Origin of the sequence: Candidatus Protofrankia datiscae (assembly GCF_000177615.2) — a bacterium.
In the GTDB taxonomy this organism is placed as follows: Bacteria; Actinomycetota; Actinomycetes; order Frankiales; family Frankiaceae; genus Protofrankia; species Protofrankia coriariae.
In genome coordinates this window covers 4,402,633-4,428,591 of record NC_015656.1, presented here as the reverse complement: position 1 = coordinate 4,428,591, position 25,959 = coordinate 4,402,633, and the positions used below count along the sequence as shown (strand labels likewise).

The 25,959-nt window shown below is 71.7% G+C and carries 21 protein-coding genes; 15 read left to right on the top strand and 6 right to left on the bottom strand.

The window, feature by feature from the left end; all coding sequences use genetic code 11:
* The first annotated feature begins 2 nt into the window (after window positions 1-2).
* The 3 genes from mnmA to ligA all read left to right on the top strand — a co-directional run bounded on the left by mnmA (window position 3) and on the right by ligA (window position 4,364).
* Window positions 3-1,058 (top strand): tRNA 2-thiouridine(34) synthase MnmA, encoded by a 1,056-nt coding sequence (gene mnmA / locus FSYMDG_RS18595; protein ID WP_013874932.1) that lies wholly within the window; start codon window positions 3-5, stop codon window positions 1,056-1,058.
* A 139-nt stretch (window positions 1,059-1,197) separates the two neighbouring features.
* Window positions 1,198-2,226: a methionine synthase gene (locus FSYMDG_RS18590; RefSeq protein ID WP_013874931.1), complete on the top strand. Its 1,029-nt coding sequence runs from the start codon at window positions 1,198-1,200 to the stop codon at window positions 2,224-2,226.
* Complete coding sequence (ligA, locus tag FSYMDG_RS18585) at window positions 2,223-4,364, top strand: NAD-dependent DNA ligase LigA (protein WP_013874930.1); 2,142 nt, start codon at window positions 2,223-2,225, stop codon at window positions 4,362-4,364. Before FSYMDG_RS18590 ends, ligA begins: the two co-directional genes overlap by 4 nt.
* Window positions 4,365-4,412: 48 nt before the next feature.
* Here the strand turns inward: ligA and FSYMDG_RS18580 are convergent, their stop codons facing one another.
* Both FSYMDG_RS18580 and gltX read right to left on the bottom strand, forming a co-directional pair.
* Complete coding sequence (locus tag FSYMDG_RS18580) at window positions 4,413-5,141, bottom strand: ACT domain-containing protein (RefSeq protein WP_013874929.1); 729 nt, start codon at window positions 5,139-5,141, stop codon at window positions 4,413-4,415.
* Between the two features lie 185 nt (window positions 5,142-5,326).
* Window positions 5,327-6,778: a glutamate--tRNA ligase gene (gene gltX / locus FSYMDG_RS18575; RefSeq protein ID WP_043607041.1), complete on the bottom strand. Its 1,452-nt coding sequence runs from the start codon at window positions 6,776-6,778 to the stop codon at window positions 5,327-5,329.
* A 269-nt stretch (window positions 6,779-7,047) separates the two neighbouring features.
* On the opposite strand from gltX, the gene gatC reads away from it, so the two are divergent.
* From gatC to FSYMDG_RS18545, 6 genes are all read left to right on the top strand, one after another.
* Window positions 7,048-7,344, top strand: coding sequence for an Asp-tRNA(Asn)/Glu-tRNA(Gln) amidotransferase subunit GatC (gene gatC, locus FSYMDG_RS18570; protein ID WP_013874927.1), 297 nt, complete (start codon window positions 7,048-7,050; stop codon window positions 7,342-7,344).
* Window positions 7,345-7,356: 12 nt separating this feature from the next.
* Window positions 7,357-8,844 carry an Asp-tRNA(Asn)/Glu-tRNA(Gln) amidotransferase subunit GatA gene (gene gatA / locus FSYMDG_RS18565; RefSeq protein ID WP_013874926.1) on the top strand — a complete coding sequence of 496 codons (1,488 nt, stop codon included), beginning with the start codon at window positions 7,357-7,359 and terminating at the stop codon, window positions 8,842-8,844.
* Window positions 8,845-9,037: 193 nt separating this feature from the next.
* Entirely contained in the window at window positions 9,038-9,430 is a 393-nt protein-coding gene (locus tag FSYMDG_RS27250; protein ID WP_013874925.1) for a hypothetical protein, read from the top strand.
* 26 nt (window positions 9,431-9,456) lie between these two features.
* Complete coding sequence (gene gatB / locus FSYMDG_RS18555) at window positions 9,457-10,944, top strand: Asp-tRNA(Asn)/Glu-tRNA(Gln) amidotransferase subunit GatB (RefSeq protein WP_431307097.1); 1,488 nt, start codon at window positions 9,457-9,459, stop codon at window positions 10,942-10,944.
* A gap of 270 nt (window positions 10,945-11,214) precedes the next feature.
* Window positions 11,215-12,996, top strand: coding sequence for a penicillin-binding transpeptidase domain-containing protein (locus FSYMDG_RS18550; RefSeq protein WP_013874923.1), 1,782 nt, complete (start codon window positions 11,215-11,217; stop codon window positions 12,994-12,996).
* A 280-nt stretch (window positions 12,997-13,276) separates the two neighbouring features.
* Window positions 13,277-13,447: a hypothetical protein gene (locus tag FSYMDG_RS18545; RefSeq protein ID WP_237702848.1), complete on the top strand. Its 171-nt coding sequence runs from the start codon at window positions 13,277-13,279 to the stop codon at window positions 13,445-13,447.
* 57 nt (window positions 13,448-13,504) lie between these two features.
* Here the strand turns inward: FSYMDG_RS18545 and FSYMDG_RS29820 are convergent, their stop codons facing one another.
* From FSYMDG_RS29820 to FSYMDG_RS18535, 3 genes are all read right to left on the bottom strand, one after another.
* Entirely contained in the window at window positions 13,505-13,912 is a 408-nt protein-coding gene (locus FSYMDG_RS29820) for a type II toxin-antitoxin system VapC family toxin (protein WP_013874921.1), read from the bottom strand.
* A complete protein-coding gene (locus FSYMDG_RS18540) occupies window positions 13,909-14,103 on the bottom strand; it encodes a hypothetical protein (protein WP_013874920.1) in 195 nt (64 codons plus the stop codon). Before FSYMDG_RS18540 ends, FSYMDG_RS29820 begins: the two co-directional genes overlap by 4 nt.
* A 75-nt stretch (window positions 14,104-14,178) precedes the next feature.
* The gene (locus FSYMDG_RS18535; RefSeq protein ID WP_013871703.1) at window positions 14,179-15,468 is read right to left on the bottom strand and encodes an IS256 family transposase; all 1,290 of its coding nucleotides are present in this window, start codon (window positions 15,466-15,468) and stop codon (window positions 14,179-14,181) included.
* 470 nt (window positions 15,469-15,938) lie between these two features.
* Here FSYMDG_RS18535 and FSYMDG_RS18530 point away from each other — a divergent pair, with 470 nt between their 5' ends.
* The 6 genes from FSYMDG_RS18530 to leuA all read left to right on the top strand — a co-directional run bounded on the left by FSYMDG_RS18530 (window position 15,939) and on the right by leuA (window position 24,211).
* Window positions 15,939-17,765 carry an acetolactate synthase large subunit gene (locus FSYMDG_RS18530; RefSeq protein WP_013874919.1) on the top strand — a complete coding sequence of 609 codons (1,827 nt, stop codon included), beginning with the start codon at window positions 15,939-15,941 and terminating at the stop codon, window positions 17,763-17,765.
* Between the two features lie 15 nt (window positions 17,766-17,780).
* Window positions 17,781-18,305 (top strand): acetolactate synthase small subunit, encoded by a 525-nt coding sequence (gene ilvN, locus FSYMDG_RS18525; protein ID WP_013874918.1) that lies wholly within the window; start codon window positions 17,781-17,783, stop codon window positions 18,303-18,305.
* A gap of 70 nt (window positions 18,306-18,375) precedes the next feature.
* Window positions 18,376-19,377, top strand: coding sequence for a ketol-acid reductoisomerase (gene ilvC, locus FSYMDG_RS18520; RefSeq protein WP_013874917.1), 1,002 nt, complete (start codon window positions 18,376-18,378; stop codon window positions 19,375-19,377).
* A 257-nt stretch (window positions 19,378-19,634) separates the two neighbouring features.
* The gene (gene serA / locus FSYMDG_RS18515; protein WP_013874916.1) at window positions 19,635-21,224 is read left to right on the top strand and encodes a phosphoglycerate dehydrogenase; all 1,590 of its coding nucleotides are present in this window, start codon (window positions 19,635-19,637) and stop codon (window positions 21,222-21,224) included.
* Window positions 21,225-21,409: 185 nt separating this feature from the next.
* On the top strand, window positions 21,410-22,234 hold the full coding sequence (locus tag FSYMDG_RS18510) for a septum formation family protein (RefSeq protein WP_013874915.1): 825 nt from the start codon (window positions 21,410-21,412) through the stop codon (window positions 22,232-22,234).
* Window positions 22,235-22,501: 267 nt separating this feature from the next.
* Window positions 22,502-24,211, top strand: coding sequence for a 2-isopropylmalate synthase (gene leuA, locus FSYMDG_RS18505; protein WP_043603983.1), 1,710 nt, complete (start codon window positions 22,502-22,504; stop codon window positions 24,209-24,211).
* A gap of 25 nt (window positions 24,212-24,236) precedes the next feature.
* Here leuA and FSYMDG_RS18500 read toward each other — a convergent pair whose 3' ends face one another.
* Window positions 24,237-25,667, bottom strand: coding sequence for an EAL domain-containing protein (locus tag FSYMDG_RS18500; protein ID WP_013874913.1), 1,431 nt, complete (start codon window positions 25,665-25,667; stop codon window positions 24,237-24,239).
* Between the last annotated feature and the right edge of the window lie 292 nt (window positions 25,668-25,959).

Genomic DNA, 25,959 nt, shown 5'->3' with positions numbered 1-25,959 from the left:
GGATGCGTGTGCTTGCGGCGATGTCCGGGGGCGTCGACTCGGCGGTGGCGGCGGCCCGCGCGGTGGACGCCGGCCACGACGTGACAGGCGTGCACCTGGCCCTGTCGAAGTCGCCCGATTCGCACCGCACCGGCGCCCGTGGCTGCTGCACCGTCGAGGACGCCCGGGATGCCCGCCGCGCCGCCGACGTCCTCGGAATCCCCTTCTACGTGTGGGATCTCGCCGACCGCTTCGAGCATGACGTCATCGACGAGTTCGTCGCCGCCTACGAGGCCGGCCGGACGCCCAACCCGTGCGTGCGCTGCAACGAGCGGATCAAGTTCGCGGCGGTGCTGGAGCGGGCGCTGGCCCTGGGTTTCGACGCGGTGGTCACCGGCCATCACGCGCAGCTTTCCGGGGCGGTGCTGCGCCGTTCGGTCGACCCTGGCAAGGACCAGTCCTACGTGCTGGGGACGCTGCGCCCCGACCAGCTCGCCCACGCGATCTTCCCACTGGGGGACACGACGAAGACCGAGGTCCGTGCCGAGGCCGCCCGCCGCGGCCTCGCGGTCGCGGACAAGCCCGACAGCCACGACATCTGCTTCATCGCAGACGGTGACACCGGCCGCTGGCTGCGGGACCGGCTCGGCACGCAGCCCGGGCCGGTGGTGGACGCGGCCACCGGCGAGACGCTGGCGGAGCACGACGGGGCCTTCGCGTTCACGATCGGCCAGCGCCGCGGCCTGCGCCTGGGCCGGCCCGCGCCCGACGGCAGGCCACGCTACGTCCTCGACATCTCCCCGGTGACCCGGACGGTGACGGTCGGCCCGGCCGAGGCACTCGACGTCTCCCACCTGGTGGCCGACCGGGCGGTCTGGCCGTACGAGGGGCCGGTGGTCTGCGCGGCGCAGGTCCGGGCGCACGGGCGGGCGGTGCCGGCCATCGCCGAGGGCGTCGGCGACGAACTGCGGGTGACCCTGGACGAGCCGCTGCGCGGCACCGCCCCCGGCCAGGCCGTCGTCCTCTACGACGGTGACCGCGTCCTCGGCGGCGGCCATGTCATCCGCCTCGGGCGCTGACCGGGGGCCGGGTACCGCGCGCCCGGGTGCCGCGGGGCCCAACCGGCCCTGGCGCGCTCCCTGGCATCCGCTTCGACACCTGCTTTCCCACGGACGGTGATTCCGAGATGTTGACGAGCCCGTGACAGCATTCACCACCATGCCTGACATCACACCCGCCGGCGGCCGGCCGTGGGAGCCGGGGACGGCGACCGGGGTCGGGTCGCTGCCGGGGATCGACCCCGTCGAGGCGTGCCGGCTGGTCTTCGACGAGCTGCCCGACCTGCCGCACCTGCCCGAGCTGCCGGCCCGCGGCGCCGGCGCCGACATGATCGGACGCTCCGCGGGCCTGCTCGCGGACACCCCGGTCGACCTGCAGCCGTCCGGGTGGCGGCTGGTGCCGCGTCCCGGGGTCGACCTGCGCCGCACCCGGGACCTGCTCGCCCGCGACCTCGACGCGCTCAGCGAGGTTGCCGCCGGCTACACCGGGCCGCTGAAGGTCGCCGTCGCCGGCCCGTGGACGCTCGCCGCCACCGTCGAACTGCCCCGCGGGCACAAGGCCCTCCGGGACGCCGGCGCCAGCCGCGACATCGCCGAGGCCCTGGTCGAGGGGCTTGCCGGCCACCTCGCCGACATCGCCCTGGCCGTACCCGGCGCCCGCCTGATCGTGCAGGTCGACGAGCCCTCCCTGCCGGCGGTGCTCGCAGGCGAGGTCCGCACGCCCAGCGGCTTCGGGGTGCTCCCGGCGGTGGAGGAGGGCGTCGTCGTCGACCGGCTGCGGACGCTGCTGGCCGCCACCGGGGTGCCCACCGGGGTGCACTGCTGCGCGTCCAAGCCGCCGGTGGGGCTGCTGCGGCAGGCGGGAGCCGCCTTCGTCGGGCTGGACGCGACCTTGCTGACCCCCGCCGACGACGACGCCATCGGCGAGGCCGTCGAGGCCGGGGTCACGCTGATGGCCGGGGTGGTGCCGGCGCGGGACGTGGAACTGTCAGAGCTGTCGGACGTCTGTCGTACCGTCGAGCCCGTCCGGTCGATGTGGCGGCGGCTGGGGTTCGCCCCGGAGCAGCTTCGGGAGGTGGTCGTGGTGACTCCCACCTGTGGTCTCGCGGGTGCGACGCCCGGCTATGCGAGGGTGGCGCTGCGACGCTGCCGCGAGGCGGGCCGGGCCCTGGCGGACGGGTCGGTATGAGCCCGCTCGACACCTCCAGCCCGGACGCCCCCGCGGACGCGGCCGACGCGTCGGCGGTCGACGAGATCCCGGCACAGGCGCGGGCGCGGGCGGCGGAGCTGGCCCGGGAGCTGGGCGAACACGCCTTCCGCTACTACGTCCTGGATTCCCCGACCGTCTCCGACGCCGAGTACGACCAGCTCATGGCCGAGCTGACGCAGCTCGAGACCCGCTATCCGGGTCTGCGCACGCCGGACTCGCCGACCCAGAAGGTCGCCGGCACCATCTCGACGCTGTTCACCCCGGTGGAGCACCTGGAGCGGCTGCTCTCGCTGGACAACGTCTTCACGGAGGTGGAGTTCGAGGCGTGGGCCGCCCGCGTCACCCGGGAGGCCGAGGTGGACGCCTGGCTGTGCGAGCTGAAGATCGATGGTCTCGCGGTCGACCTGGTCTACGAGGACGGCTACCTGGCGCGCGCGGCCACCCGCGGCGACGGGCGGACGGGAGAGGACGTCACCCCGAACATCCGGACCCTCGCGGCGGTGCCGGGCCGGCTGCGCGGTGGGAGCGTGCCCGAGCTGCTGGAGGTCCGCGGCGAGGTCTTCTTCCCGACGGCGGCCTTCACCGAACTCAACGCCACGCTGGTCGCCGCTGGCGACAAACCGTTCGCCAACCCGCGCAACGCCGCCGCCGGCTCCCTGCGGCAGAAGGACCCGCGGGTCACCGCCGGCCGCCCACTGTCCATGATCATGCATGGACTCGGTGCCCACCGCGGCTTCGACGTCACCTCCCAGTCCGATGCGTACCAGCGGATGGCCGAGCTCGGCCTGCCGGTCTCCCGGCACCACGAGGTGCTGGCGAGCGTCGCCGAGGTCGAGGCATTCGTCCGCCGGTGGGGGGAGCACCGCCACGACGTCGAGCACGAGATCGACGGTGTGGTGGTGAAGGTCGACGCCTTCGGCCTGCAACGCCGCCTCGGCGCCACGTCGAAGTCCCCGCGCTGGGCGGTGGCCTACAAGTACCCGCCCGAGGAGGTCACCACCAGGCTGCTGGGCATCGAGGTCAACGTGGGCCGCACGGGGCGGGTCACCCCGTTCGGCCGCCTGGAGCCGGTCAGGGTCGCCGGCTCCACCGTCGCCCTGGCCACCCTGCACAACGCCGACCAGGTCGAACGCAAGGGCGTGCTGATCGGCGACACCGTCGTCCTGCGCAAGGCCGGGGACGTGATCCCGGAGATCGTCGGCCCGGTCGTGGACCTGCGGGACGGTTCCGAACGCGCCTTCGTGATGCCCACCCACTGCCCGGAGTGCGGCACCGAGCTGGTGCGTCCCGAGGGCGAGGTCGACGTCCGCTGCCCGAACACCGTCTCGTGCCCGGCGCAACTGCGCGAGTCGCTGTTCCACTTCGCCTCTCGCGGCGCCCTGGACATCGACGGCTTCGGCTACGAGACGGCGACCGCCCTGCTGGAGGCCGGCCGGGTACGCGACGTCGGCGACGTCTTCCACCTCACCGCCGAGTCGTTCGCCGAGTTGCGCGGCTTCGCCAAGAAGAAGATCGACCAGATTCTGCGCGGGGTGGAAGCGGCCCGGCAGCAGCCGCTGTGGCGGCTGCTGGTCGGGCTGTCCATCCGGCACGTGGGCCCGAGCGCGGCCCGAGCACTGGCCCGCGAGATGCGCTCGGTGGACGCCATCGCCGCCGCGTCCACCGAGACGCTGGCCGCCGTCGACGGCGTGGGTCCGACCATCGCCGCCTCCGTGGTGGACTGGTTCGCCGACCCGCGCCACCAGGACATCCTGGAACGGATCCGTTCCGGTGGGGCGCGGTTCGCCGACGCCGGCGCGGACGACGGGCCCGGCCCGCTCACCGGCGTCACCGTCGTGATCACCGGGACGCTGGCGGGCTGGAGCCGGGACTCCGCCACCGAGGCCGTCCAGGCCCGCGGCGGCAAGGTCACCGCCTCGGTGAGCAAGAAGACGGCCTTCGTGGTGGTCGGCGCCGACCCGGGGGCGAGCAAGTACGACAAGGCCCGCGCCTGGAAGCTGTCGATCCTCGACGAGGCCGGCTTCGCCGTCCTGCTGGAGCAGGGGCCGCAGGCCGCAACCCCGCTCGCGCTCCCGCCGGAACCGGACGACGGCCCACCGCAACCAGCCGACGGGTAGCCCGAGCCACGCCCCGCCGGTGGCCGGGGCGGAATGGTTGTTCGGGTGTCAGGTGGGGGCTGGCGAGGCGTGGCGGTTGCGCACGATCGTGGCGGCTATGCCGGCGAGATGGGCCAGGCGCTGGACCTCGGAGGCGCGGAAGCGCGGGCCACCGGGCCGTCCGACGAGCACCGCCAGCTCGGAGCTGCCCCCCGGGGGAGTACCCACCGGCGCTACCGCGAGCTCCATGCCGAGCGCGCTCCAGCGCGGCGGGAACCAACCGCTGTCCGCGCCGAGGCCGCGTGCCCGGTCCAGAGGCAGCGACAGCAGTTCGGTGCGCACCTTCTTCGGGCTGGTCAGCTCGTCACCGCCGAGGTCGGGGGCGCCGACGGAGGATTCGACGATCCGGATGTCGCCGGGCGCGACCCGTTCGAGCAGCACCGCCCAGTCGGCGTGGAACACCGCGCCGACGAACCCGGTGAGGACGGCGAGCGCGTCGTCGGGCCGGGCGGTCAGCGCTTCGACGAGGTCCAGGTCGTCTCTGATCCCGACCCCGCCGGCCGGGTACGGGCGCAGGGACTCCACGCTCACCCCGGGCACGGAGCAGGCCGCGGTCAGCACGGTGTCGGCCAGCCCGTTCGGGGGCAGTTCGACGACGAGATCGTCCACGGCGCCGCGTGCGCCGCGCTCGACCACGCTCAGGCTGACGATGTCGATGCCGGCCTGGCCGAGGGCGGTCGCGACGGCGCCCAGGGCGCCGGGACGGTCCGGCAGGACGAGGCGTAGCAGGTACGACATGTGGTCAAGGATGCATTCTGTGCATGCCAGCTTGGTGGCAACAACGTCACGTGCAGGTATCAGTGCTGGTCATCTAGTGTATCCGGGTCGCTGTGGCCGGCAGTGAGTCACGCAGATGTTCACGTTGCGTCACCTTGGAGTGGGAAGAACGGGAGCCGTGCCCCGTACCGGACGCCTGGCTCCGATCAGGTGAGCCGGGCCAGGGCCGCGCGCAGGCGGGCGAGCGTCCGCTGGGGGCCGAGGGCCGCGAGCGTCTCGAACAGCGGCAGCCCCACCGAGCGGCCGGTCACCGCCACCCGCACCGGCGCCTGCGCCTTGCCCAGCTTCAGCCCGTGGGCGAGACCGACCTCCTCCAGCCGCGCCTTGAGGGCCGCCGCGTCCCACCCCTGGCCGCCGTGCTCACCCTGGCCGCCCGCCCCGTCCGTCCCGTCGTCGCCGCCCTCGGCGGCCAGCCGGGTGTAGGCGTCGACGGTGGCCGTGAGCAGGGCGGCCGCGGTGTCCCGGTCCTTCGTGGCCTTCGCCCACGCCGCCTCGTCGATGTCCGGGGTGTCGAGGAAGAGGAGGTCCACCAGCGGCACGATCTCGGACAGCAGCACCAGCCGGGTCTGCGCGAGCGGCGCGACCGCCGCGAACACCTCCGGGTCGTAGGCGTCGGCGTCCCACGGGGCGGACGGCCCGGTCAGCCACGGCTGGCAGGCGGCGACGAACTCCTCGACGGTCAGCGCCCGGATGTACTCGCCGTTGAACGCGCGCAGCTTCGTCACGTCGAAGAACGCCGGGGCGGAGTTGACCTCCTCCAGCCGGAACTCGTTCTCGATGACCTCCCAGGGGACGATCTCCCGGTCGCCCGAGGGCGCCCAGCCGAGCAGCATCAGGTAGTTGCGCATGGCCGCGGCCAGGTAGCCCTCGGCGCGGAAGTCCTCCAGCGCCACCCTGTCCCGCCGCTTGGACAGCTTCTGCCGCTTGGCGTTGACCAGGATCGGCGTGTGCGCCCACACCGGCGGCGGGGTGCCCAGGGCCTCCCACAGCAGTTGCTGTTTGGGCGCGTTGGACAGGTGCTCCTCGGCCCGGATGACGTGGGTGATGCCCATGGTCACGTCGTCGACGACGTTGGCCAGCAGGAAGGTCGCCGAACCGTCCCCGCGGGCGATGACGAAGTCCTCCAGCAGGGCGTTGTCGAACGCGGGCTTGCCGCGCACCAGGTCGTCGACGATCGTCGCGCCCTCGTCCGGCGTCCGGAAGCGCACGGCGCGGCCCTCGGCGGCGGCGAGCCCCCGGTCGCGGCAGAAGCTGTCGTAGCCGCGGTGGCTGTCCCCGGTCCGGGCGAGGAGGTCCTCGCGCGAGCAGTCGCAGTAGTAGGCGCGCCCGGCGGCGAGCAGCCGGTCGATCGCCTCCCGGTGCGCGGTGGCGTTCGCCGACTGGAAGTAGGGACCTTCGTACTCGCCCGGCCCGACGCCGAGCCAGGCCATCGCGTCGATGATCCCCTGCGTCCACTCGGGGCGGCTGCGGGCGGCGTCGGTGTCCTCGATCCGCAGCACGAGCGAACCGCCGGACTGGCGGGCGACCACCCAGTTCAGCAGCAGGGACCGGGCGTTGCCGACATGGAACATGCCGGTCGGGGACGGCGCGAAACGCAGCCGGGGAACGACGCTGACCACCCTCGCACCGTATCGCCCGAGCACACGAAGTCGTCGCTGGCCGGCACGCCACAGGCCGATCGGACGGGTCGGACCGTACGATGACCACAGCGTCGTACGCGGGCCAGGTCGTACGCGGGCCGGCCTGGGGTCGGCTCCCGTCCGTCGCCGTCCGCCGTCGGCGCGTACGCGGGTCAGCAGGCCACCGCGGGTCAGCAAGCCATGAGGTGATCGGAAGGTCATCGGGAAGTCAGAGGGTCGTAACCGGTATGGCGATTACCAGGGACGAGGTCGCGCACCTCGCCCGCCTGTCGCGGCTGGCGCTGTCTGAGGAGGAACTCGACACGCTCGCCCCCCAGCTCGATGTGATCATCGGCGCGGTCGCCCGGGTCGCGGAGGTGGCCGCCGGCGACATCCCGCCGACGACGCACGCCGTCCCGCTGACGAACGTGTTCCGGGCCGACATCACCGGTCCGTCCCTGCCGCGCACCGACGCTCTCGCCGGCGCGCCCGCCACGCAGGACGGCCGCTTCCGGGTGCCGCGCATCCTCGATATGGACGAGTGAGGGTTCCTGTCCGTGACCGACGTCATCCACTTCTCCGCCGCCCGAACCGCCGCCGCGATCGCCGCTGGTGAGCTCAGCGCGCTGGAGGTGACCCAGGCCGCGCTCGACCGGATCGCGAAGGTCGACGACCGGATCAACGCGTTCCTGCACGTCGACGCCGACGGCGCCCTCGCCGCGGCCCGGGACGTCGACCAGCGCCGGGCGCTGGGGGAGACGCTCGGGCCGCTCGCGGGCGTCCCGCTCGCGCTCAAGGACGTCTTCACCGCCCGCGGGATGCCCACGACCTGCGGCAGCCGCATCCTGGAGGGCTGGTACCCACCGTACGACGCGACCGTCGTGGCGAAGCTGCGCGCGGCCGGCGTGATCATCATTGGCAAGGCCAACATGGACGAGTTCGCGATGGGGTCGTCCACGGAGAACTCCGCTTACGGCCCGACCCGCAACCCGTGGGACACCGACCGCATCCCCGGCGGCAGCAGCGGGGGCAGCGCGGCGGCGGTGGCCGCGTTCGAGACGCCGATCGCGCTCGGTACCGACACCGGCGGCTCGATCCGCCAGCCGGCGGCGGTGTGCGGGCTGGTCGGGGTCAAGCCGACCTACGGGGGGGTGAGCCGCTACGGCCTGGTCGCCTTCTCCAGCTCCCTGGACCAGGCCGGCCCGCTGGCCCGCACCGTGACCGACGCCGCCCTGCTGCACGCCGCCATCGCCGGCCACGACCCACTGGACACCACCAGCGTGGAGCTCGCGCCGCCGCCCGTGGTGGCCGCCGCCGCCAGCCGTGACCTGCGCGGGGTGCGCATCGGGGTGGTCCGCGAGCTGTCCGGGGACGGCTACGACATCGGGGTGCGCGCGCGTTTCTCCGACACCCTCGAGGTGCTCGTCGGTCTTGGCGCCGAGGTCGTCGAGGTCAGCTGCCCGCACTTCACCTACGCGCTGCCCGCCTACTACCTGATCGCGCCGAGCGAGTGCTCGTCCAACCTGGCCCGTTTCGACGCGATGCGGTTCGGCCTGCGGGTCGGCGACGACGGCGAGGCGAGCGCCGAGGAGGTCATGAGCCGCACCCGCGGCATCGGCTTCGGTCCCGAGGTCAAGCGGCGGATCATCCTGGGGACGTACGCGCTGTCGTCGGGCTACTACGACGCCTACTACGGCCAGGCCCAGAAGGTCCGGACGCTGATCAGCCAGGACTTCGCCGCCGCCTACGAGCGGGTCGACGTGCTGGTTTCGCCCACCACGCCCACCGTCGCGTTCCGGCTGGGGGAGAAGGTCGACGACCCGGTGTCGATGTACCTGTCCGACCTGTGCACGATCCCGTCGAACCTGGCCGGCGGGCCGGCGATGAGCCTGCCGGTCGGTCTCGCCGACGGGCTCCCCGTCGGATTCCAGATCATGGCGCCGGCGTTCGCCGACGACCGGCTGTACCGGGTCGGCGGCGCGCTGGAGGCGGCGCTGGAGGCCAGGCGTGGCCGCCCCTTTCTCGATGACGCCCCACCCCTGTGATCGACGCGCCGGAACGGATGTCCTGTGACGGACGCGCCAGGGCGGGCATACCAGGGTCAGCCGCGTCGTGACGGACGGGCTCGCGTCGGCTGTGCCCGCGCCAGGCGTGTCGTGACAGAATCCCGGGCTCGCCCGGGGAGGATCATGATCGCGTGTGTGTCGGCCGGCTACGATGGCGAGAAGGAGGCTCAAGATGGTTGCGCTACGTAGCAGACGTGAGGACCGGGTGCTGCTGGTCGCAGCCTGGGTGCTGACCGTCATCGCACTTGTACTCGGTGTCGTCGCGTCGGCGCCCATCCTGATCCTCTGGGGCGTCCTCGGCGTCGGCGCGGCCGTGTTCGCCACCCGGATCCACCTGCGTGACACCCGGGTCCACCAGCCACGCCCCGGCACCGAGACGCAGCTCGCCGGCGACACGCGGCCCACCGGCCAGGCACGGCCCGCCGGTCAGGAGCAGCCTGCCGGCCAGCCACGGCCCGCCGCCGGTCAGGCACCGGCCGCGGGGGCGGCGCGGCGGCCGGCCGGCGCGGATCACGGCCCCACTTCGGTACAGACGGACGCGGTTGAACAGGAGCACGTGCGTTGACACCCACGGCCACCACGACGGCCACCATCCCCACCTTCGACGACGCCGTCGCCCGCTACGAACCGGTGATCGGGCTGGAGACGCACGTCGAGCTCGGCACCGCCTCGAAGATGTTCTGCGGCTGTTCCACCGCGTTCGGAGCGGAGCCCAACACCCAGGTGTGCCCGACCTGCCTGGGCCTGCCGGGCTCGCTGCCGGTGGTCAACGAGGCCGCGGTCCGGTTCGCCGTGATGATCGGTCTGGCGCTCAACTGCTCGATCTCACCGTGGTGCCGTTTCGCGCGCAAGAACTACTTCTACCCGGACATGCCGAAGAACTTCCAGATCAGCCAGTACGACGAGCCGCTGTGCGAGAATGGCTGGCTCGACGTGGAGGCCGACGGGAAGATCCACCGGGTCGGCATCACCCGCGTCCACATGGAGGAGGACACCGGCAAGTCCCTGCATGTCGGCGGGGCCACCGGGCGCATCCACGGGGCCACCCACTCGCTGGTCGACTACAACCGGGCCGGCATACCGCTGGTCGAGATCGTCACCGAGCCGGACATCCGCTCGCCCGAGGTCGCCCGCGCCTACGTCGACGAGCTGCGTGAGCTCTGCCGGGCGCTGACCGTCTCCGACGTCCGGATGGAGCAGGGCTCGCTGCGCTGCGACGCCAACGTGTCGCTGCGTCCACGCACCGCCCCGGGGGAACCCGCCGCACTCTACGGCACCCGGTCGGAGACCAAGAACCTCAACTCGCTGCGCTCGGTGGAGCGGGCGATCCGGCACGAGATCGTCCGGCAGGCCACCCGGCTGGACGCGGGCCTGAAGGTCGTCCAGGAGACCCGGCACTTCGACGAGGCCTCCGGGACGACGTCGGCCGGCCGCTCCAAGGAGGAGGCGACCGACTACCGGTACTTCCCCGAACCGGACCTCACCCCGCTGGCGCTGACCCACGAGTACGTCGACGCCGTCCGGGCGACCATCCCGGAGCTGCCGGCGCAGCGCCGGGCGCGCCTCGCCGCCGACCACGGCTTCACACCCGCCGACATCGTGAACATGCGCAACGCCGGCGTCCTCGACCTGGTCGAGGAGACCGTCGCGGCGGGAGCGACGGCCGAGGCGGCCCGCAAGTGGTGGCTGAACGAGCTCGCGCGCCGGGCCGCCGACGCCGGTGTGCCTCCGATCGGCCTCACGATCGGGCCGTTCGACGTCGCCCGCATCACGGAGATGATCGCTGACGGCGAGCTGACCGACGCCCTCGCCCGCACGGTCATCACCGGCGTCCTCGCCGGTGAGGGGACGCCGGACGAGGTGGTGGCCGGTCGCGGCCTCAAGATCGTATCGGACGACGGCGCGCTCGCCGAGGCGATCGACAAGGTCATCGCTGCCCAGCCGGCCATCGCCGACAAGGTGCGCGGCGGCAAGCTGAACGCGGTCGGCCCGCTGGTCGGCGCGGTCATGAAGGCCATGAAGGGTCAGGCGGACCCGGGCACGGTACGCAAACTCCTCCTGGAACGCCTCGGCCAGTAACCGCCGCCCTTTCTCCGCCTGCTCGTCACCCGCAAGCCGTAGGTGGAAAACGTCACTATCACGCCGGTTTTCACCTACAGCTTGCGCGTCCGTAGGTGAAAACCGCTGTGATAGCAACGGTTCTTACCTACGGTCCGCGTTGTGTTCACGGCGCGTCGACAGGCGGGCCCCCGTCGGGCCTCCGTAAGCTGGTGCCACGCCCGGAGCCCGGCCGTCGACGGCGGCCGGGCCCGGTCTGTCGTCAGCGGGGCCGCCGCTGGGGGATCGTCAATGGGGGAGGAGCACACCAAGGTGCCTCTGACTCCCAGCGGGTTCACCGCCTCGACGTCACGGCGGGGCCGTGGCCGCACCCGTCTGCTCATCGCCCTCGCCGTCGTCATCGTGCTGCTCGCCGCATCCGGCGCCGGATACCTGTGGAAGGTCCGCAGCGACAACCGCGCCCAGGACAGGGCTGCGACGGCCGCGGCGGAGGCGTACCTGTCCAGCTGGCAGAGCCTCGCCTCGTCCGGTGACACGGCCACCTCCGCCACGGACCGCGCCGCGGGTACGGGCACGGCCGCGCCCAGCGCCGCGCCCGCCAGCGCCGGACCCAGCGCCGCGCCCACGGCCGCGCAGGAGCAGGGCAGGGCCGGCGTGACCGCGGTGACCGCGCCGGGGAGCATCGGTGTCGACCAGCTCGTCGCGTCCATGGTCGACGCCCGTACCAGGCTGAACGTGACCGGGGCCCGCGTCGTCCCGGGCGCGCTGGAGCGGACGGGTTCGACCGCCACGGTCGGCTACTCGGCGTCGCTCACCCTGGCCGGCTTCCCCGAGCCGTACAGCTATGACGGTGTGCTGCACCTCGCGCGGCAGGGGAAGGACTGGAAGGTCCAGGCCCGGCCGGACGCGATCCACCCCGCGCTGACGGCACCCGGCCTGCGGCTGGACCGCACGACGTCCACGGGCAAACGCGGCCAGCTGGTCGATGTCAACGGCCAGCCGCTGAGCGGCGACGCGGAGCTCGCCGGCAACCTGGTCGGCCAGGTGGCTCCGCTGTCGGGGCTGCAGCGCGTCCACGACGCGGTCCTTGCCCCGCAGGGCGGCACGGTGGCCGTCCGCAACGAGCGGAACGAGACTGTCAACACGCTGCGGTCGTATCCGATGACCGACGGCAAGGACGTGGAGACCACGCTGGATCTGAAGGTGCAGCGTGCCGGCGAGGCCGCGATGGCGACCGCGTCCAAACCCGCCGGCGCGCTGGTGGCCGTCGACGTGCGCACCGGCGGTGTTCTCGCTCTGGTGAACCACCCGCTCAACGGGTACGGCCGGGCAATCAACGGCCGTTATCCGCCGGGATCCACCTTCAAGATTGTCACGGCGACCGCCGCCCTGCTCGCGGGGAAGGACGCGAACACCCCGCTGGACTGCACCCAGACGGTGGCGGTCGGCGGGCGTACCTTCGCCAACGCCGAGAACGAGGAGTTCGGCGTGATCCCGTTGCGGGAGGCGTTCGCCCACAGCTGCAACACCGCGTTCATCCGGCTGGAGGGCTCGCTGCCCGACTCGGCGCTGGAGCAGGCCGCGAAGCTCTACGGTTTCGACGGCAGCCGGCCGCTGCCGATAGCCAGCGTCGGCGGTTCCTTCCCGACGCCGAAGGACGCGGTGGAATCGGCCTCGGACGCCCTCGGCCAGGGCAAGGTGAACGCGAGCCCGCTGCAGATGGCCAGCGTGGCCGCGGCGGTCGCCAGCGGCACCTGGCACCAGCCGTTCGTGAGCGGCTCGGCGCCGCGGAGCAACCCGCTGCCGGCGGCGGTGGTTCCGACGCTGCGGGACTTCATGCGACTGGTGGTCACCGAGGGGACGGCGGCCAGCGTCGCCTTCCCCGGTGAGGTGCACGGCAAGACCGGCACCGCCGAGTACAAGGACGGCAACCCGCCGCCGACCCACGGCTGGTTCGTCGGCTACCGCGGCGACGTCGCCTTCGCGGTCATCGTCGAGGACGGCGGCTTCGGCGCCCAGTCCGCCGCCCCCATAGCCGCCCACTTCCTTCAGAACCTCGACACCACACCCTGACTGCCTCTGCCTTGCCGGGGCAGTGTCGTCGGAGTTCCGCGTCCGCCCGAGGCGGCGTTGCCGTTGTCCAGCGCGGGGCGGGGGATCGTAGCGGCGACCGTGGTCGGCCTGCTGACGGGCGCCGTGCTGGCGGCCTGCGCCGTCCGCCTCCCAGTGATCGCCGCAGTCCGCGGCTGACCGTACTGCTGCCTCAGGCACCCTAGGGATACTCGGGACGTCGGAGGCTGACAGGCTGATCTCGGACGAGGCCCACTTCCTCGGCATGACGAAGAAGGATCTTGTGGCCGAGGCGGTCAGGGTGTATCTGGAGATCCGACGTGAGGAGATCCGGGCCCGGATGCGGGAGGTGATGGCACTGCTGGACGGCACCAATCGATCTCGGCTGGCGTTGCTCACGGGGCTGACACCCGAACAGATCGACGCGGTCGGCGGAATCGGCGAGAACCTGTGAACGGCTGATGGAGCGGGCTCGTCCGACTTTGCGCTGCCTCTGCGAGGATGGTGATCTCTATGTGTTCCGGAGAAGCTGGAGGCCGTCATATTCGGCGAAGTCGATAAAGTCTTTGATATTGAGGGAGGCCAGTGGCAGTCCGCTTGTAATACAGCAGGCAGCGATCCATGTGTCGTTTGTCGGCCGTGGCCGACCGCGGATCTGCCCCCGAGCCTGGAGTTCGCCCCACGCTCTGGCTACGGGTGCGTTGTAGGGCAGTACCCCTACCCGGGCGGTAAGAAAATGGTTGAGAACAGCGAGTCTGTGAGATCCCCAGCTCCGGACCAGCGTCCATTTGGTCAACTCGCCGACGGTGACAAATGTGACTGCCAGTGTCTGTCCGGCAAGCCGTGCCTCGAGCGGTCCCGGTACTCGGCCTCGTAAGATCGCCGACGCGACGTCGGTGTCTATGACGAGGACGCTCACCCGATGTCCGAGTGTCGAGAAGCGTACAGGTCGGCGAGGAAGTTCTCGTAGTCCTCATCGGAGTCCCACAGCTCGGGGTGGGCGAGCTCCCTGAGTGAACCGACCGGCCGCACACCCTGACTACGGAACACCTCTTCGATGGGGATGCCGTCGATCGGCCAGCGCGAAGCCGGCTGTGCGCCTGGCGTCACTTCGACCGGGAGTGTCAAGTTAACGGTGTAGCGGGTGATGTTGGTGCTACGTGTGGACCACTGCGGTGAGCTGGTCTACTTCCGGCCGGCGGACAGGCGTCCGTCGAAGGCCAGATCGAACGCGTTGAGGGGTGCTTTCCAGCGGATCATCCATTTGGCTCGGCCGCGGCCGGTGGGGTCGAGGCTGGTCAGGGTGAGGTAGAGGTGTTTGAGCGCGGCCTGTTCGTTCGGGAAGTGGCCGCGGGCCTTCACCGAGCGGCGGAACCGGGCGTTGAGGCTCTCGATCGCGTTGGTCGTGCAGATCACGGTCCGGATCTCGGCGTCGAACCGGAGGAACGGGACGAACTCGGCCCAGGCGTTCTCCCAGAGCCGGATGATCGCGGGGTACTTCTTCTCCCAGGTCGCGGCGAAGTCGGTGAATCGGTCGAGGGCGGCCGCCTCGGTCGGGGCGGTGTAGACGGGCTTGAGGTCCTTCGCGAGCGCGGGCCAGTCCTTCTTGCTGGCATACCGGAACGAATTGCGCAGAAGGTGCACGATGCAGGTCTGGACGATGGTGACGGGCCAGACCTGGGCGACGGCGTCGGGCAGACCGGTCAGCCCGTCGCAGACGAGGATGAGCACGTCGGTGACGCCGCGGTTCTTCAGCTCGGTGAGGACCTGCTGCCAGTGCTTGGCGCCTTCACCGCCGGTGCCGGCCCACAGTCCGAGCACGTCGCGTTCGCCGTCGGCGGTGACCCCGATCGCGACGTAGACCGGCCGGTTCGCGACCTGCCCGTCACGGATCTTCACCACGATCGCGTCGATGAACACGACGGCGTAGACCGGGTCGAGCGGCCGGTTACGCCACTCTTCCATGCCGGCGATCACACTGTCGGTGATGGTGGAGATGGTCTGCCGGGACACCTCGGTGCCGTAGACCTCGGCCAGATGCGCCTGGACCTCGCCGGTGGTCAGCCCCTTGGCGACCAGCGAGACGACGAGTTCCTCGACCCCGCCGAGGCGACGCTGCCGCTTCGCGACGAGCTGCGGGGTGAACGAACCGTCGCGGTCACGGGGCACATCGACCGCGACCGGGCCGATCTCGGTGACCACGGTCTTGGTCCGGGTGCCGTTACGGGAGTTCCCGCCGTTGCGGCCGGCCGGGTCACCCGGCTCGTAACCGAGATGCGCCGTCATCTCGGCGGCCAGGGCCTTCTCCAGGACCATCTTCGTCAGCCCGGCGAGCATCCCACCGGGCCCGGTCAGCGACAGCCCCTCGACGCGGGCCCGCTCGATGAGGCTCTCGGCGAGCGCCTCGTCAACCATCACCGGCGGGGCCGGTGCGGGGCCGGTATCGGCCGGTGTGTCCTCGATCGTGTCGGTCATCTGGTGCCTCCTCTACCTGCGCGTATGCACAGAGTGTCACAGGTGAGTTACACCGTTTTTCTTACACTCCCCTTCGACCATCCCTCCCTGCCTATTTTCGATCATTATAGCTCGCGGGCCGTTCATGTCTGCTGCTCCGTCTGGCGTACCTGCGGACCAGGCTGGACCCGGCGGGTGGGCGGGCGGGTTGCGTCGGGACGGGGTGCTTCGCGGCGGGCCCGGGGGCGTTGCGCTGGGCGCGGTGTTGGGTGACGAGGGTGTCGATGAGCTTGACGGGGGAGTGGATGTCGGGGCATGGTAGGGACCATGCTCAGTGGCATCCTCACACCTGCGATTCTTGTACTTGTGGAGCGCGCGTAGTCGATCTTAGGACTGCGTGCGCCGCCCCTCAGTGCCTTCGGCACGAGGGGTTTTTTTGTGCCCGGCCCACCCACCCGTCACCACCGTGGAACGTCAAGGAAGACGATCAGATGAGCAGTCAGATCACCGGAGCGCAGTCGCTGGTCCGTTCGCTGGAGGCCGCCGGGGCCGACGTGGTCTTCGGCATCCCCGGTGGCGCGATCCTCCCGGCGTACGACCCGTTGTACGACGCCGAGCACCTCCGGCACATCCTGGTCCGTCACGAGCAGGGCGCCGGGCACGCCGCCGAGGGCTACGCGCAGGCCACCGGACGGGTGGGCGTGTGCATCGCGACGTCCGGGCCGGGCGCGACGAACCTGGTCACGCCGATCGCGGACGCCTACATGGACTCGGTGCCCCTGGTGGCGATCACCGGCCAGGTGCCCAGCGGCGCGATCGGGACGGACGCGTTCCAGGAGGCCGACATCTGCGGCATCACCCTGCCGATCACCAAGCACAACTTCCTGGTGGCCTCCGCGGACGACATCCCGCGCACGATCGCCGAGGCGTTCCACCTCGCCTCGACCGGACGCCCCGGGCCGGTGCTCGTCGACCTGCCCAAGGACATCCTGCAGGCGACCACGTCGGTGCTGCCCGCCGACGTCTGGCCGCCCACGCTGTGCCTGCCCGGCTACCGGCCGGTGACCCGCCCGCACGGCAAGCAGATCCGCGAAGCGGCCCGGATGATCAGCGCGGCCCGTCGGCCGGTCCTCTACGTCGGCGGCGGGGTGCTCAAGGCGCGGGCCGCCGCCGAGCTGCGCACGCTCGCCGAGCTCACCGGCATCCCGGTGGTGACGACGCTGATGGCCCGCGGCGCGTTCCCCGACTCGCATCCGCAGCACCTGGGCATGCCGGGGATGCACGGGTCGGTCGCCGCGGTGACCGCCCTGCAGAAGTCCGACCTGCTGATCGCTCTCGGTGCCCGTTTCGACGACCGGGTGACGGGCAGGCTGTCCTCGTTCGCGCCGAAGGCCGCGGTCATCCACGCCGACATCGACCCGGCCGAGATCGGTAAGAACCGGGTGGCGGACGTGCCCATCGTGGGGGACTGCCGCGAGGTGATCGGCGATCTCGTCGCCGCGCTGCAGGGCGAGCCGCGGGCGGATCTCGCCGGCTGGTGGCGGCAGGTCGACGGCTGGCGCCGGACGTACCCGCTGGGCTACGACCGGCCGACGGACGGCTCGGTCGCTCCGCAGTACGTCATCGAGCGGCTTGGCAGGATCGCCGGCCCGGAGGCGCTGTACGTCGCCGGGGTCGGCCAGCACCAGATGTGGGCCGCGCAGTTCATCTCCTACGAGCACCCCTACACCTGGCTGAACTCGGGCGGGCTGGGCACGATGGGCTACGCGGTGCCGGCGGCGATGGGCGCCAAGGTCGGCCGGCCGGAGGCGACGGTGTGGGCGATCGACGGTGACGGCTGCTTCCAGATGACCAACCAGGAGCTGGCCACCTGCGCGCTGGAAGGCATCCCGATCAAGGTTGCGATCATCAACAACGGGTCGCTCGGCATGGTCCGGCAGTGGCAGACCCTGTTCTACGACCAGCGGTACTCCAACACCGACCTGGGCACCCGGCCGGACGGCGCCGGCACCAGCGCCGGCACCAGCGGCGGCCCCGGTGCCGGTGCCGCGTCCAGTGCCCCGCGGGGCGCGCGCCGGGTGCCGGACTTCGTGCGCCTCGCCGAGGCGCTCGGCTGCGTCGGTATGCGCTGCGAGTCGCCGGACGAGGTCGACGCCACGATCGACAAGGCCATGGCCATCGACGACGCGCCGGTCGTGGTGGACTTCGTCGTCCACCGGGATGCGATGGTGTGGCCGATGGTCGCCGCCGGCGCGAGCAACGACGAGATCAGGATCGCCCGGGACATCGCTCCCGATTTCGACTATGAAGAGGCTTAGGAAGAGGTTCAGGCCGTGAGCACGCACACCCTGTCGGTGCTGGTGGAGAACAAGCCCGGAGTGCTCGCCCGGGTCGCGGGGCTGTTCTCCCGGCGCGGCTTCAACATCGAGTCGCTCGCGGTCGGGCCGACCGAGCACGACGACATCTCCCGCATGACGATCGTCGTGTCCGTCGACGAGCTACCGCTCGAGCAGGTCACGAAGCAGCTCAACAAGCTGGTCAACGTCATCAAGATCGTCGAAATGGAGCCGTCGGCCGCGGTGCGACGGGAGCTGATCCTGATCAAGGTGCGGGCGGACCTGTCGGTCCGTTCGCAGGTGCTCGAAACCGTCCAGCTCTTCCGCGCGAAGGTGGTCGACGTCGCCCCGGAGGCGGTCACCGTGGAGGCCACCGGCACCCGCGACAAGCTCGACGCCCTCATCCGGATGCTCGAACCGTTCGGCATCAGGGAACTGGTCCAGTCCGGCATGGTCGCCCTCGGCCGAGGCCCGCGATCGATTACCGACCGTAGTCTGCGTGCTCTCGACCGGACGGCCTGAGGGTCATGAAGATCCCGTGGGCCCGGTTGCGCCGGGCCCACTGACGAAGAATCGAGGAGATTCGCCCACGATGGCCGAGATCTACTACGACGCGGACGCGTCGCTCGACAACATCACCAACCGTAAGGTCGCCGTTATCGGGTACGGCAGCCAGGGCCACGCCCACGCCCTCAACCTGCGCGACAGCGGCGTGGACGTCCGGGTCGGCCTGCCCGAGGGCAGCCGCAGCCGGGCGCGGGCCGCCGAGCAGGGCCTGCGGGTGCTCACCCCGGCCGAGGCGTCGGCCGAGGCAGATGTGATCATCCTGCTTGCGCCGGACACCACCCACCGTAAGATCTACGCGGAGTCCATCGCCCCCAACCTGTCGCCGGGCAAGGCGCTCGCGTTCGGCCACGGTTTCAACATCCGCTACGGGCTGATCGAGCCGCCGGCCGGGGTGGACGTGTTCATGGTCGCGCCGAAGGGCCCGGGGCACCTGGTTCGGCGGACCTTCACCGAGGGCAAGGGTGTTCCCGTGCTGGTCGCGGTCGAGGCGGACGCGTCGGGCGGCGCTCTCGCGCTCGCGCTCGCCTACGCCAAGGCGATCGGCGGCACCCGGGCCGGGGCGCTGCGCACGACCTTCACCGAGGAGACCGAGACCGACCTCTTCGGCGAGCAGGCTGTGCTCTGCGGCGGCGCGAGCGCCCTGGTACAGGCCGGTTTCGAAACGCTGGTCGAGGCCGGCTACCAGCCGGAGGTCGCCTACTTCGAGTGCCTGCACGAGCTCAAGCTGATCGTCGACCTGATGTACGAGGGCGGTATCAGCCGGATGCGGTACTCGATCTCGGACACGGCCGAGTACGGCGATGTCACACGCGGTCCGCGGATGATAACGCAGGCGGTGAAGGACGAGCTGCGCCGCATCCTCGGCGAGATCCGGGACGGCTCGTTCGCCCGGGAGTGGGTGGCCGAGGACGACGCGGGCCGCCCGCAGTTCACCAAGCTCGTCGAGGAGGGCAAGAAGCATCCGATCGAGCAGGTCGGCGCCCAGCTGCGGCCGCTGATGTCCTGGATCGCCGAGCCCGTCGACTGACACTCGCCGGGCGGCCTGGCCCGGTGGATCCGCGGCTGTCGTCGACCGCCGCGTCCGCCTGGCCAGGCCGTGGACACCAGGGATTTCCGGGCTGGACAGCCCCGGTACATCACCGACAGCGGCCCACAGTGGGTACGCTGGGCGGCGCTCACAACCTCCTGGCCCTGTACCTCGGGTGTCCTCGTCGTCGCCCGTCGTCGCGTCCGCTGTCCTTCTGACCCGCCGTCCCGCCGGCCGTCTTCCCAAGGAGCCTCACCGTGCCCGTCGTCCTGGTTGCCGAGGAGCTGTCGCCGGCCGGGCTGGAACTGCTGTCCGGCGAGTTCGAGGTCCGCCATCTCGACGGAACCGACCGGGCCGCCCTGCTGGGCGCGATCCCCGAGGCCGACGCCCTGATCGTGCGCAGCGCGACCAGGGTGGACGCGGAGGTGCTCGCCGCCGCCCGTTCGCTGAAGGTCGTCGCCCGGGCGGGGATCGGGCTGGACAACGTCGACGTCGTCACCGCCACCACCCGCGGTGTGATGGTCGTCAACGCCCCGCTGTCGAACATCGTCAGTGCCGCCGAGCACGCCGTCGCGCTGCTGGCGGCGGTGGCCCGCCGCATCCCGGCGGCCAACGCCGCGCTGCGCGGCGGTGAGTGGAAGCGCTCGAAGTACGTCGGCGTCGAGCTCGCGGACAAGACCGCGGGCGTGGTGGGGCTCGGGCGCATCGGCCTGCTGGTCGCGCAGCGGCTGGCCGCCTTCGGCATGAAGATCGTCGCCTACGACCCCTACGTCTCGGTGGGCCGCGCCGCCCAGCTGGGGGTGCGCCTGGTCGACCTCGACGAGCTGCTGCGGATCAGCGACGTCATCACGATCCACCTGCCGAAGACGCCGGAGACGATCGGCCTCATCGGCCGGGACGAGCTCGAGCGGGTCAGGCCAGGCGTGATCATCATCAACGACGCCCGGGGCGGGCTCGTCGACGAGGAGGCCCTGGCCGACGCGGTCCGGGACGGCCGGGTGGGCGGCGCCGGCATCGACGTGTTCGCCACCGAGCCGACCACCTCCTCGCCCCTGTTCGAGCTGGACAACGTGGTGGTCACCCCGCACCTGGGGGCGTCCACCGCGGAGGCCCAGGAGAAGGCCGGGGTCGCGGTGGCCCGGTCGGTGCGCCTGGCGCTGCGCGGCGAGTTCGTCCCGGACGCGGTGAACGTGCAGGCGGGCGGGGTCGTGGCCGAGGACGTCCGCCCGGGGCTGCCGCTCGCGGAGAAGCTCGGCCAGCTGTTCACCGGCCTTGCCGGTGGCCTCGCCGCCGCGATCACCGTCGAGGTCCGCGGCGAGATCGTCGCCCACGACGTGTCGGTGCTGCAGCTCGCCGCGCTCAAGGGCGTGTTCACCGACGTGATCGAGGAGCCGGTCACCTACGTCAACGCGCCGCTGCTCGCGAAGGACCGGGGCGTCGACGTCGCGCTGGAGACGTTCGAGGAGAGCCCCGACTATCGCAACCTCGTCACCGTCCGTGGCGTGCTCGCGGACGGGACGCCGGTGTCGGTGAGCGGCACGCTGACCGGCCCCCGGCAGGTCGAGAAGGTCACCGCGATCGACGACTTCGAGGTGGACATCCGGCCCCAGGCACACCTGGCCTTCTTCCGGTACGAGGACCGTCCGGGGGTGGTCGGCGCGGTCGGCGCGCTGCTGGGCGAAGCCCAGATCAACATTGCCGGCGCGCAGGTCAGCCGTCGCAAGGCCGGTGGTGAGGCACTGATGTCACTCTCGCTCGACGACACGGTGCCCGTGGACGTCCTGACCGAGATCGCCAAGATCATCGGAGCGTCGGCGGCCCGGTCGGTCAGCCTCCACAGCCAGTGACCAGCCGGTGAGGAGCCGATCCGGCGAGGAGCCGACAAGGCACCGGTGACCGGGGCCGTCCGGCCGGTTGCGCACCGAGGCCGGACGGCCCGGTCACCGCCGTCCATCGCGGTGTGCCACGGGTCGTGGTGACCTGGCCCCTGGTTCGGTGGCCATGGTGTGGGAAACGAGTCCCTGGGTTTACCGTGAAAGCCACGGCTCGGGACGGTCGGGACCCGTTCGAGGGGTTGCACCTCGATGACACTTTCGTGCGCTCCGCGCGCTTCATCGAGCCGTCAGCCGATGAACGCCTGGCAGCCTCCGGCGAGGCCGCGCGCGGCCGCTGCCGGGTGGAACCCGTCCGGTCGAAAGGGCAGCGGGTGTTCTACCGCTGGATGTGGACGCCGGGTTCCCCGCGTCGCCGCCGCGCCACCCGACTGGTGGCGTTCCTGACGCTGCTCGCCGGAATGGCGGGTCTCGCTCTCTTCCTGCTCCGCAACAATCCGCGCGCGGCGGTGGTGTCCGCTCCGGCACCCTCGGCCGGCACCCCGGTCCGGATGCAGGAGCCCGGTTTCGCCGACTCGGCGGCGGCCGCCACCAGCCCGGCGACGAGCCCGGCCGTGCTCTCCGTCCCGGCGCAGCGGTTCGTGCTCGATCCCACCCTGCTCGGCGAGCTGCGGCCGGGGGACTGCCTGCTGTGGGCACCGGATTCGGCACACGAGGTCACTCCCACCAAGGTGGGCTGCGACCAGCCGCACCTCGACCAGGTGACGGGGGTGGTCGATCTGGCCGCGCCCTTCCCCGGCTGGCCGGGCCGGCCGGCCCTGGACGCCGCCACCGCCAGGGACTGCGTGGCCGCCGCGCGCGCCCTCTTCGGCGACACCGGCAGCGTCCCCGGCCTGAAGGTCGCCTCGATCTATCCGGAGGAGAGCGCCTGGCAGGCCGGCACCCACGCGCTGGTGTGTACTGTGCGGGCCGACGATCTGCGGCCGCGGGTTGGCCCGGCGCCGGTCGTGGGCCTGCCGACCTGATCTCACCGGTCCCTCGGGGCGGTGTGGGGGACGGTGTGAGCCGTCGGGTAGTAAGCTCGCCGCAGTATGCGCACGCTTCTGCTTCTTAGTCGCCGCGGCGGGGCCTGAGACAGGTCGGCTTCCTCGTCGCGGGGTTGTTGGTGCGCGCTGGCCGCCGCAGGTTTTCTCCCGAAGCAGGAGCGGTAGAAGCTAGTGACTACTTCACGGCAGTTTCCCGGTTCGCATATTCCCGGCGCGCAGTCTCCCGGCTCACAGCGGCCTTCCGGTATGCCCGTCGACAAGTACCGGCCGTTCGTCCCGGTCGACCTCCCCGACCGGACATGGCCGAACCGGACGATCACCCGCGCGCCCCGGTGGTGCAGCGTGGACCTTCGCGACGGCAACCAGGCGCTGATCGACCCGATGACCCCGGCGCGCAAGACGCAGATGTTCCAGCTGCTGGTGCGGATGGGCTACAAGGAGATCGAGGTCGGCTTCCCCGCCGCCAGCCAGACGGACTTCGACTTCATCCGGCAGCTCGTCGAGGGCGGGCACATCCCCGACGACGTCACCGTCCAGGTGCTCACCCAGGCCCGGGAGGAGCTGATCGAACGCACGGTCCGCGCGGTCGTCGGCGCGCCGAACGTGCTCGTGCACCTGTACAACTCGACGTCGACGCTGCAGCGCCGGGTGGTGTTCGGGCTCGACCGGGCCGGCATCACCGACATCGCCGTCCAGGGCGCGCAGTGGTGCGCCCGGTACGCGGAGAAGCTGCTGGCGGGCACGGACGTCCGCTGGCAGTACAGCCCGGAGTCGTTCACCGGGACCGAGCTGGACTACGCCCTGGAGGTCTGCGAGGCGGTCATGGACGTCTGGCAGCCCACCGCGGACCGGCCGGTCGTGCTGAACCTGCCGGCGACGGTGGAGATGTCCACGCCCAACGTCTACGCCGACCAGATCGAGTGGATGTCACGCAACCTGACCCGGCGGGACGCGGTCGTGCTGTCCCTGCACCCGCACAACGACCGTGGCTGTGCCGTGGCCGCCGCGGAGCTCGGGGTGCTGGCGGGCGCCGACCGGGTCGAGGGATGCCTGTTCGGCAACGGCGAGCGCACCGGCAACGTCTGCCTGGTGACCCTGGGGATGAACCTGTTCTCCCAGGGCATCGACCCGGAGATCGACTTCGGCGGCATCGACGAGATCCGCCGGACCGTGGAGCACTGCAACCAGATCCCGGTGCACCCCCGGCATCCCTACGGCGGCGACCTCGTCTACACCGCCTTCTCCGGCTCCCACCAGGACGCCATCAAGAAGGGCTTCGAGGCGATGGAACGGACCGGGCAGCGGCTGTGGGAGGTGCCCTACCTGCCCATCGACCCGAAGGACGTCGGCCGCTCCTACGAGGCCGTGATCCGGGTGAACAGCCAGTCGGGCAAGGGCGGCGTCGCCTACCTGCTGAAGGCGGAGCACTCCCTGGACCTGCCCCGCCGGTTGCAGATCGAGTTCTCCCACGTCGTGCAGCGTCACACCGACGACATCGGCGGCGAGGTGACCGGCGAGGAACTGTGGGAGATCTTCTCCCGGGAGTACTTCCTGACCGGCGACGCCTCCGACGCCCCGCTGGAGCTGCTCGGCTCCCGGACCACCGCCGCGCACGGGGAACGCGACGAGGTCCGGGTTTCGGTGCGTATCCACGGCGGTGAGGAGGTTCTCAGCGGCACCGGCAACGGGCCGATCGACGCGTTCGTCGCCGCGCTGCGCACCCGGGACGTCGAGGTACGCGTCCTCGACTACCACGAGCACGCCCTGGGCTCGGGCGCGGACGCGCGGGCCGCGGCCTATCTCGAGGTCGCGGTGGGGGACAGGGTGTTCTGGGGCGTGGGGGTCGACCCGAACATCGTCACCGCGTCCCTGCGCGCGGTGGTGAGCGCGGTCAACCGGGCCGCGCGGGACCAGCAGCGCATCGCCCCCGGCATCCAGGCCGCCACGGGTATCTGAGGGCCTCTGGCCGTGACCATCTGGGTCACGCTCCCGCGGCCGGGCCGTGGCTCGGACGCGCCGCCGCCCGCTCCACCACGACCCGGTCGGTGGCCCGATTCGCGGCCCAGGCCGTGGCCCGGTTCGTGGCCGCCAGCTCCACGGCCTGCTCCGGGGCCTTCCCGCGCGGCTGTGGACGGTCGTGCTCCGGTGGCCGCGGGCGTCCGCCGGACATCTCCGCCAGCCGGAGCATCAGCCGTTCGATCCGGACCAGGCCGACCGGTCGGCCCAGCTCGGTGACCACCACGACCGGGTCGAAGCGCAGCGCCGGCGCGCGGCTCATCGCCCGGCGCGCCACGTCCACGATGTGTTCGTCGGGCCGGGCGACCATGCTGGCCGGCACCCGCCGGGCCGCGGCGGCGCCGGGGGCGACGGGCAGCTGCAGTGCCACCGGCTGGTGGCGCCGGTTCACGACGACGACCGCGCCGCGACCAGCGCCAACACCGCCGCCCGGGTGGTGTGGCTGTGCCGGCGGGTCGGGCCACCAGGCCGACGACGCGGAGGTGCCCCGGTGCGGCGGCCGGCCGTCCCCGACGCGGATCCGTACCTGTTCGAGCAGGCTGCCCACCCCCTCGCCGCGCCCGGTCCGCTGGGCGAGCAGCCGGATGCGCCTGGCGACCGCGGGGTCGAGGCGCTGCCAGTTCTGTGCGGGGCGGCCGAGATACCAGCCCTGCCCGAGCGGGACGCCGAGCCCGACGAGCACGGCCAGCTCCTCGTCGCGCTCGATGCCCTCGGCGATCACCCAGGCGTCCAACCTGCGGGCGAAGACGTTGACCAGTTCGGTCAACGTCCGCCGCACCTGGTCGCCGTCGGCGCGGGCGACCAGCTCCCGGTCGAGTTTGACCAGGTCGGGGTGGACCCTGGCGATCTGGCGCAGCCCCGCGTAGCCGGACCCGACGTCGTCCATGGCGATGCGGCCGCCGCGCTCGCGCAGCGCCTGGATGGTGGTGGCCAGCTCGGGGGTCCGCTCGGCGCTGACCGTCTCGTTGAACTCCAGGACGAGCCGGCTGAGGTCGGCGTCGGCCCAGACCGAGGCAACCTCCGTGGTGGTCAGCAGGTTCGGCATGACGTTGACGCTGAGGAAGCAGTCGGGTGGCAGCCGTTCGCGGGCCGCCAGTGCCGCGCGCAGCACCCTGGCCTCGAAGCGGGCGGCGACCCCGGCGCGCTCGGCGGCGGCGAACCACAGGTCGGGCGAGGGCGCCGCGGCCGTCCCGAAACGCGCCAGTGCCTCGTACCCGGCGATGACACCACGCCGGAGATCGACGATCGGCTGGAAGACGATGCGCGGCTGCCCCGGATCGGCCAGCGCGTCGCGCAGCGCGTCGGACCACTCGTCCGCGGAACCGGTCGCGCGGACGGGACCGGTCACGCGGTGGGTGGCGGAGCGGACCGGTGGTGGCGTTGTTTCAACGATCATGCGTCGTACACTCCCTTGTGCCGTCGCATGCCACGCGTGCCCGACCGGGGGAGATGCCCGCTCACCTCCAGCCGGTTACGGAGCTGCTTGCCGAGGCGGTTGTGGTATGTGATCGGTGCACTGTACGTGAGGACCCGTGAGGACCTTTGCCGCCATCGGCGATTCATCGTGCGTGTCGCGCGCCCCGCGCCCATCCCGGGCATTTTCCGGCCGTCCGGAGGAAGTACGCGGAAAATCTTCGCGGAGAATCATGAGGAAATGTATGTCGAAAGCTTCGGCGTACATTTTGTCT

Bases quoted from the DNA above. Each gene is read 5' to 3' on its own strand.
- mnmA (WP_013874932.1), top strand. From the start codon at position 3: ATGCGTGTGCTTGCGGCGATGTCCGGGGGCGTCGACTCGGCGGTGGCG.
- FSYMDG_RS18590 (WP_013874931.1), top strand. From the start codon at position 1,198: ATGCCTGACATCACACCCGCCGGCGGCCGGCCGTGGGAGCCGGGGACG.
- ligA (WP_013874930.1), top strand. From the start codon at position 2,223: ATGAGCCCGCTCGACACCTCCAGCCCGGACGCCCCCGCGGACGCGGCC.
- FSYMDG_RS18580 (WP_013874929.1), bottom strand. From the start codon at position 5,141: ATGTCGTACCTGCTACGCCTCGTCCTGCCGGACCGTCCCGGCGCCCTG.
- gatC (WP_013874927.1), top strand. From the start codon at position 7,048: ATGGCGATTACCAGGGACGAGGTCGCGCACCTCGCCCGCCTGTCGCGG.
- FSYMDG_RS27250 (WP_013874925.1), top strand. From the start codon at position 9,038: ATGGTTGCGCTACGTAGCAGACGTGAGGACCGGGTGCTGCTGGTCGCA.
- FSYMDG_RS18550 (WP_013874923.1), top strand. From the start codon at position 11,215: ATGGGGGAGGAGCACACCAAGGTGCCTCTGACTCCCAGCGGGTTCACC.
- FSYMDG_RS18535 (WP_013871703.1), bottom strand. From the start codon at position 15,468: ATGACCGACACGATCGAGGACACACCGGCCGATACCGGCCCCGCACCG.
- FSYMDG_RS18530 (WP_013874919.1), top strand. From the start codon at position 15,939: ATGAGCAGTCAGATCACCGGAGCGCAGTCGCTGGTCCGTTCGCTGGAG.
- ilvC (WP_013874917.1), top strand. From the start codon at position 18,376: ATGGCCGAGATCTACTACGACGCGGACGCGTCGCTCGACAACATCACC.
- leuA (WP_043603983.1), top strand. From the start codon at position 22,502: ATGCCCGTCGACAAGTACCGGCCGTTCGTCCCGGTCGACCTCCCCGAC.
- FSYMDG_RS18500 (WP_013874913.1), bottom strand. From the start codon at position 25,667: ATGATCGTTGAAACAACGCCACCACCGGTCCGCTCCGCCACCCACCGC.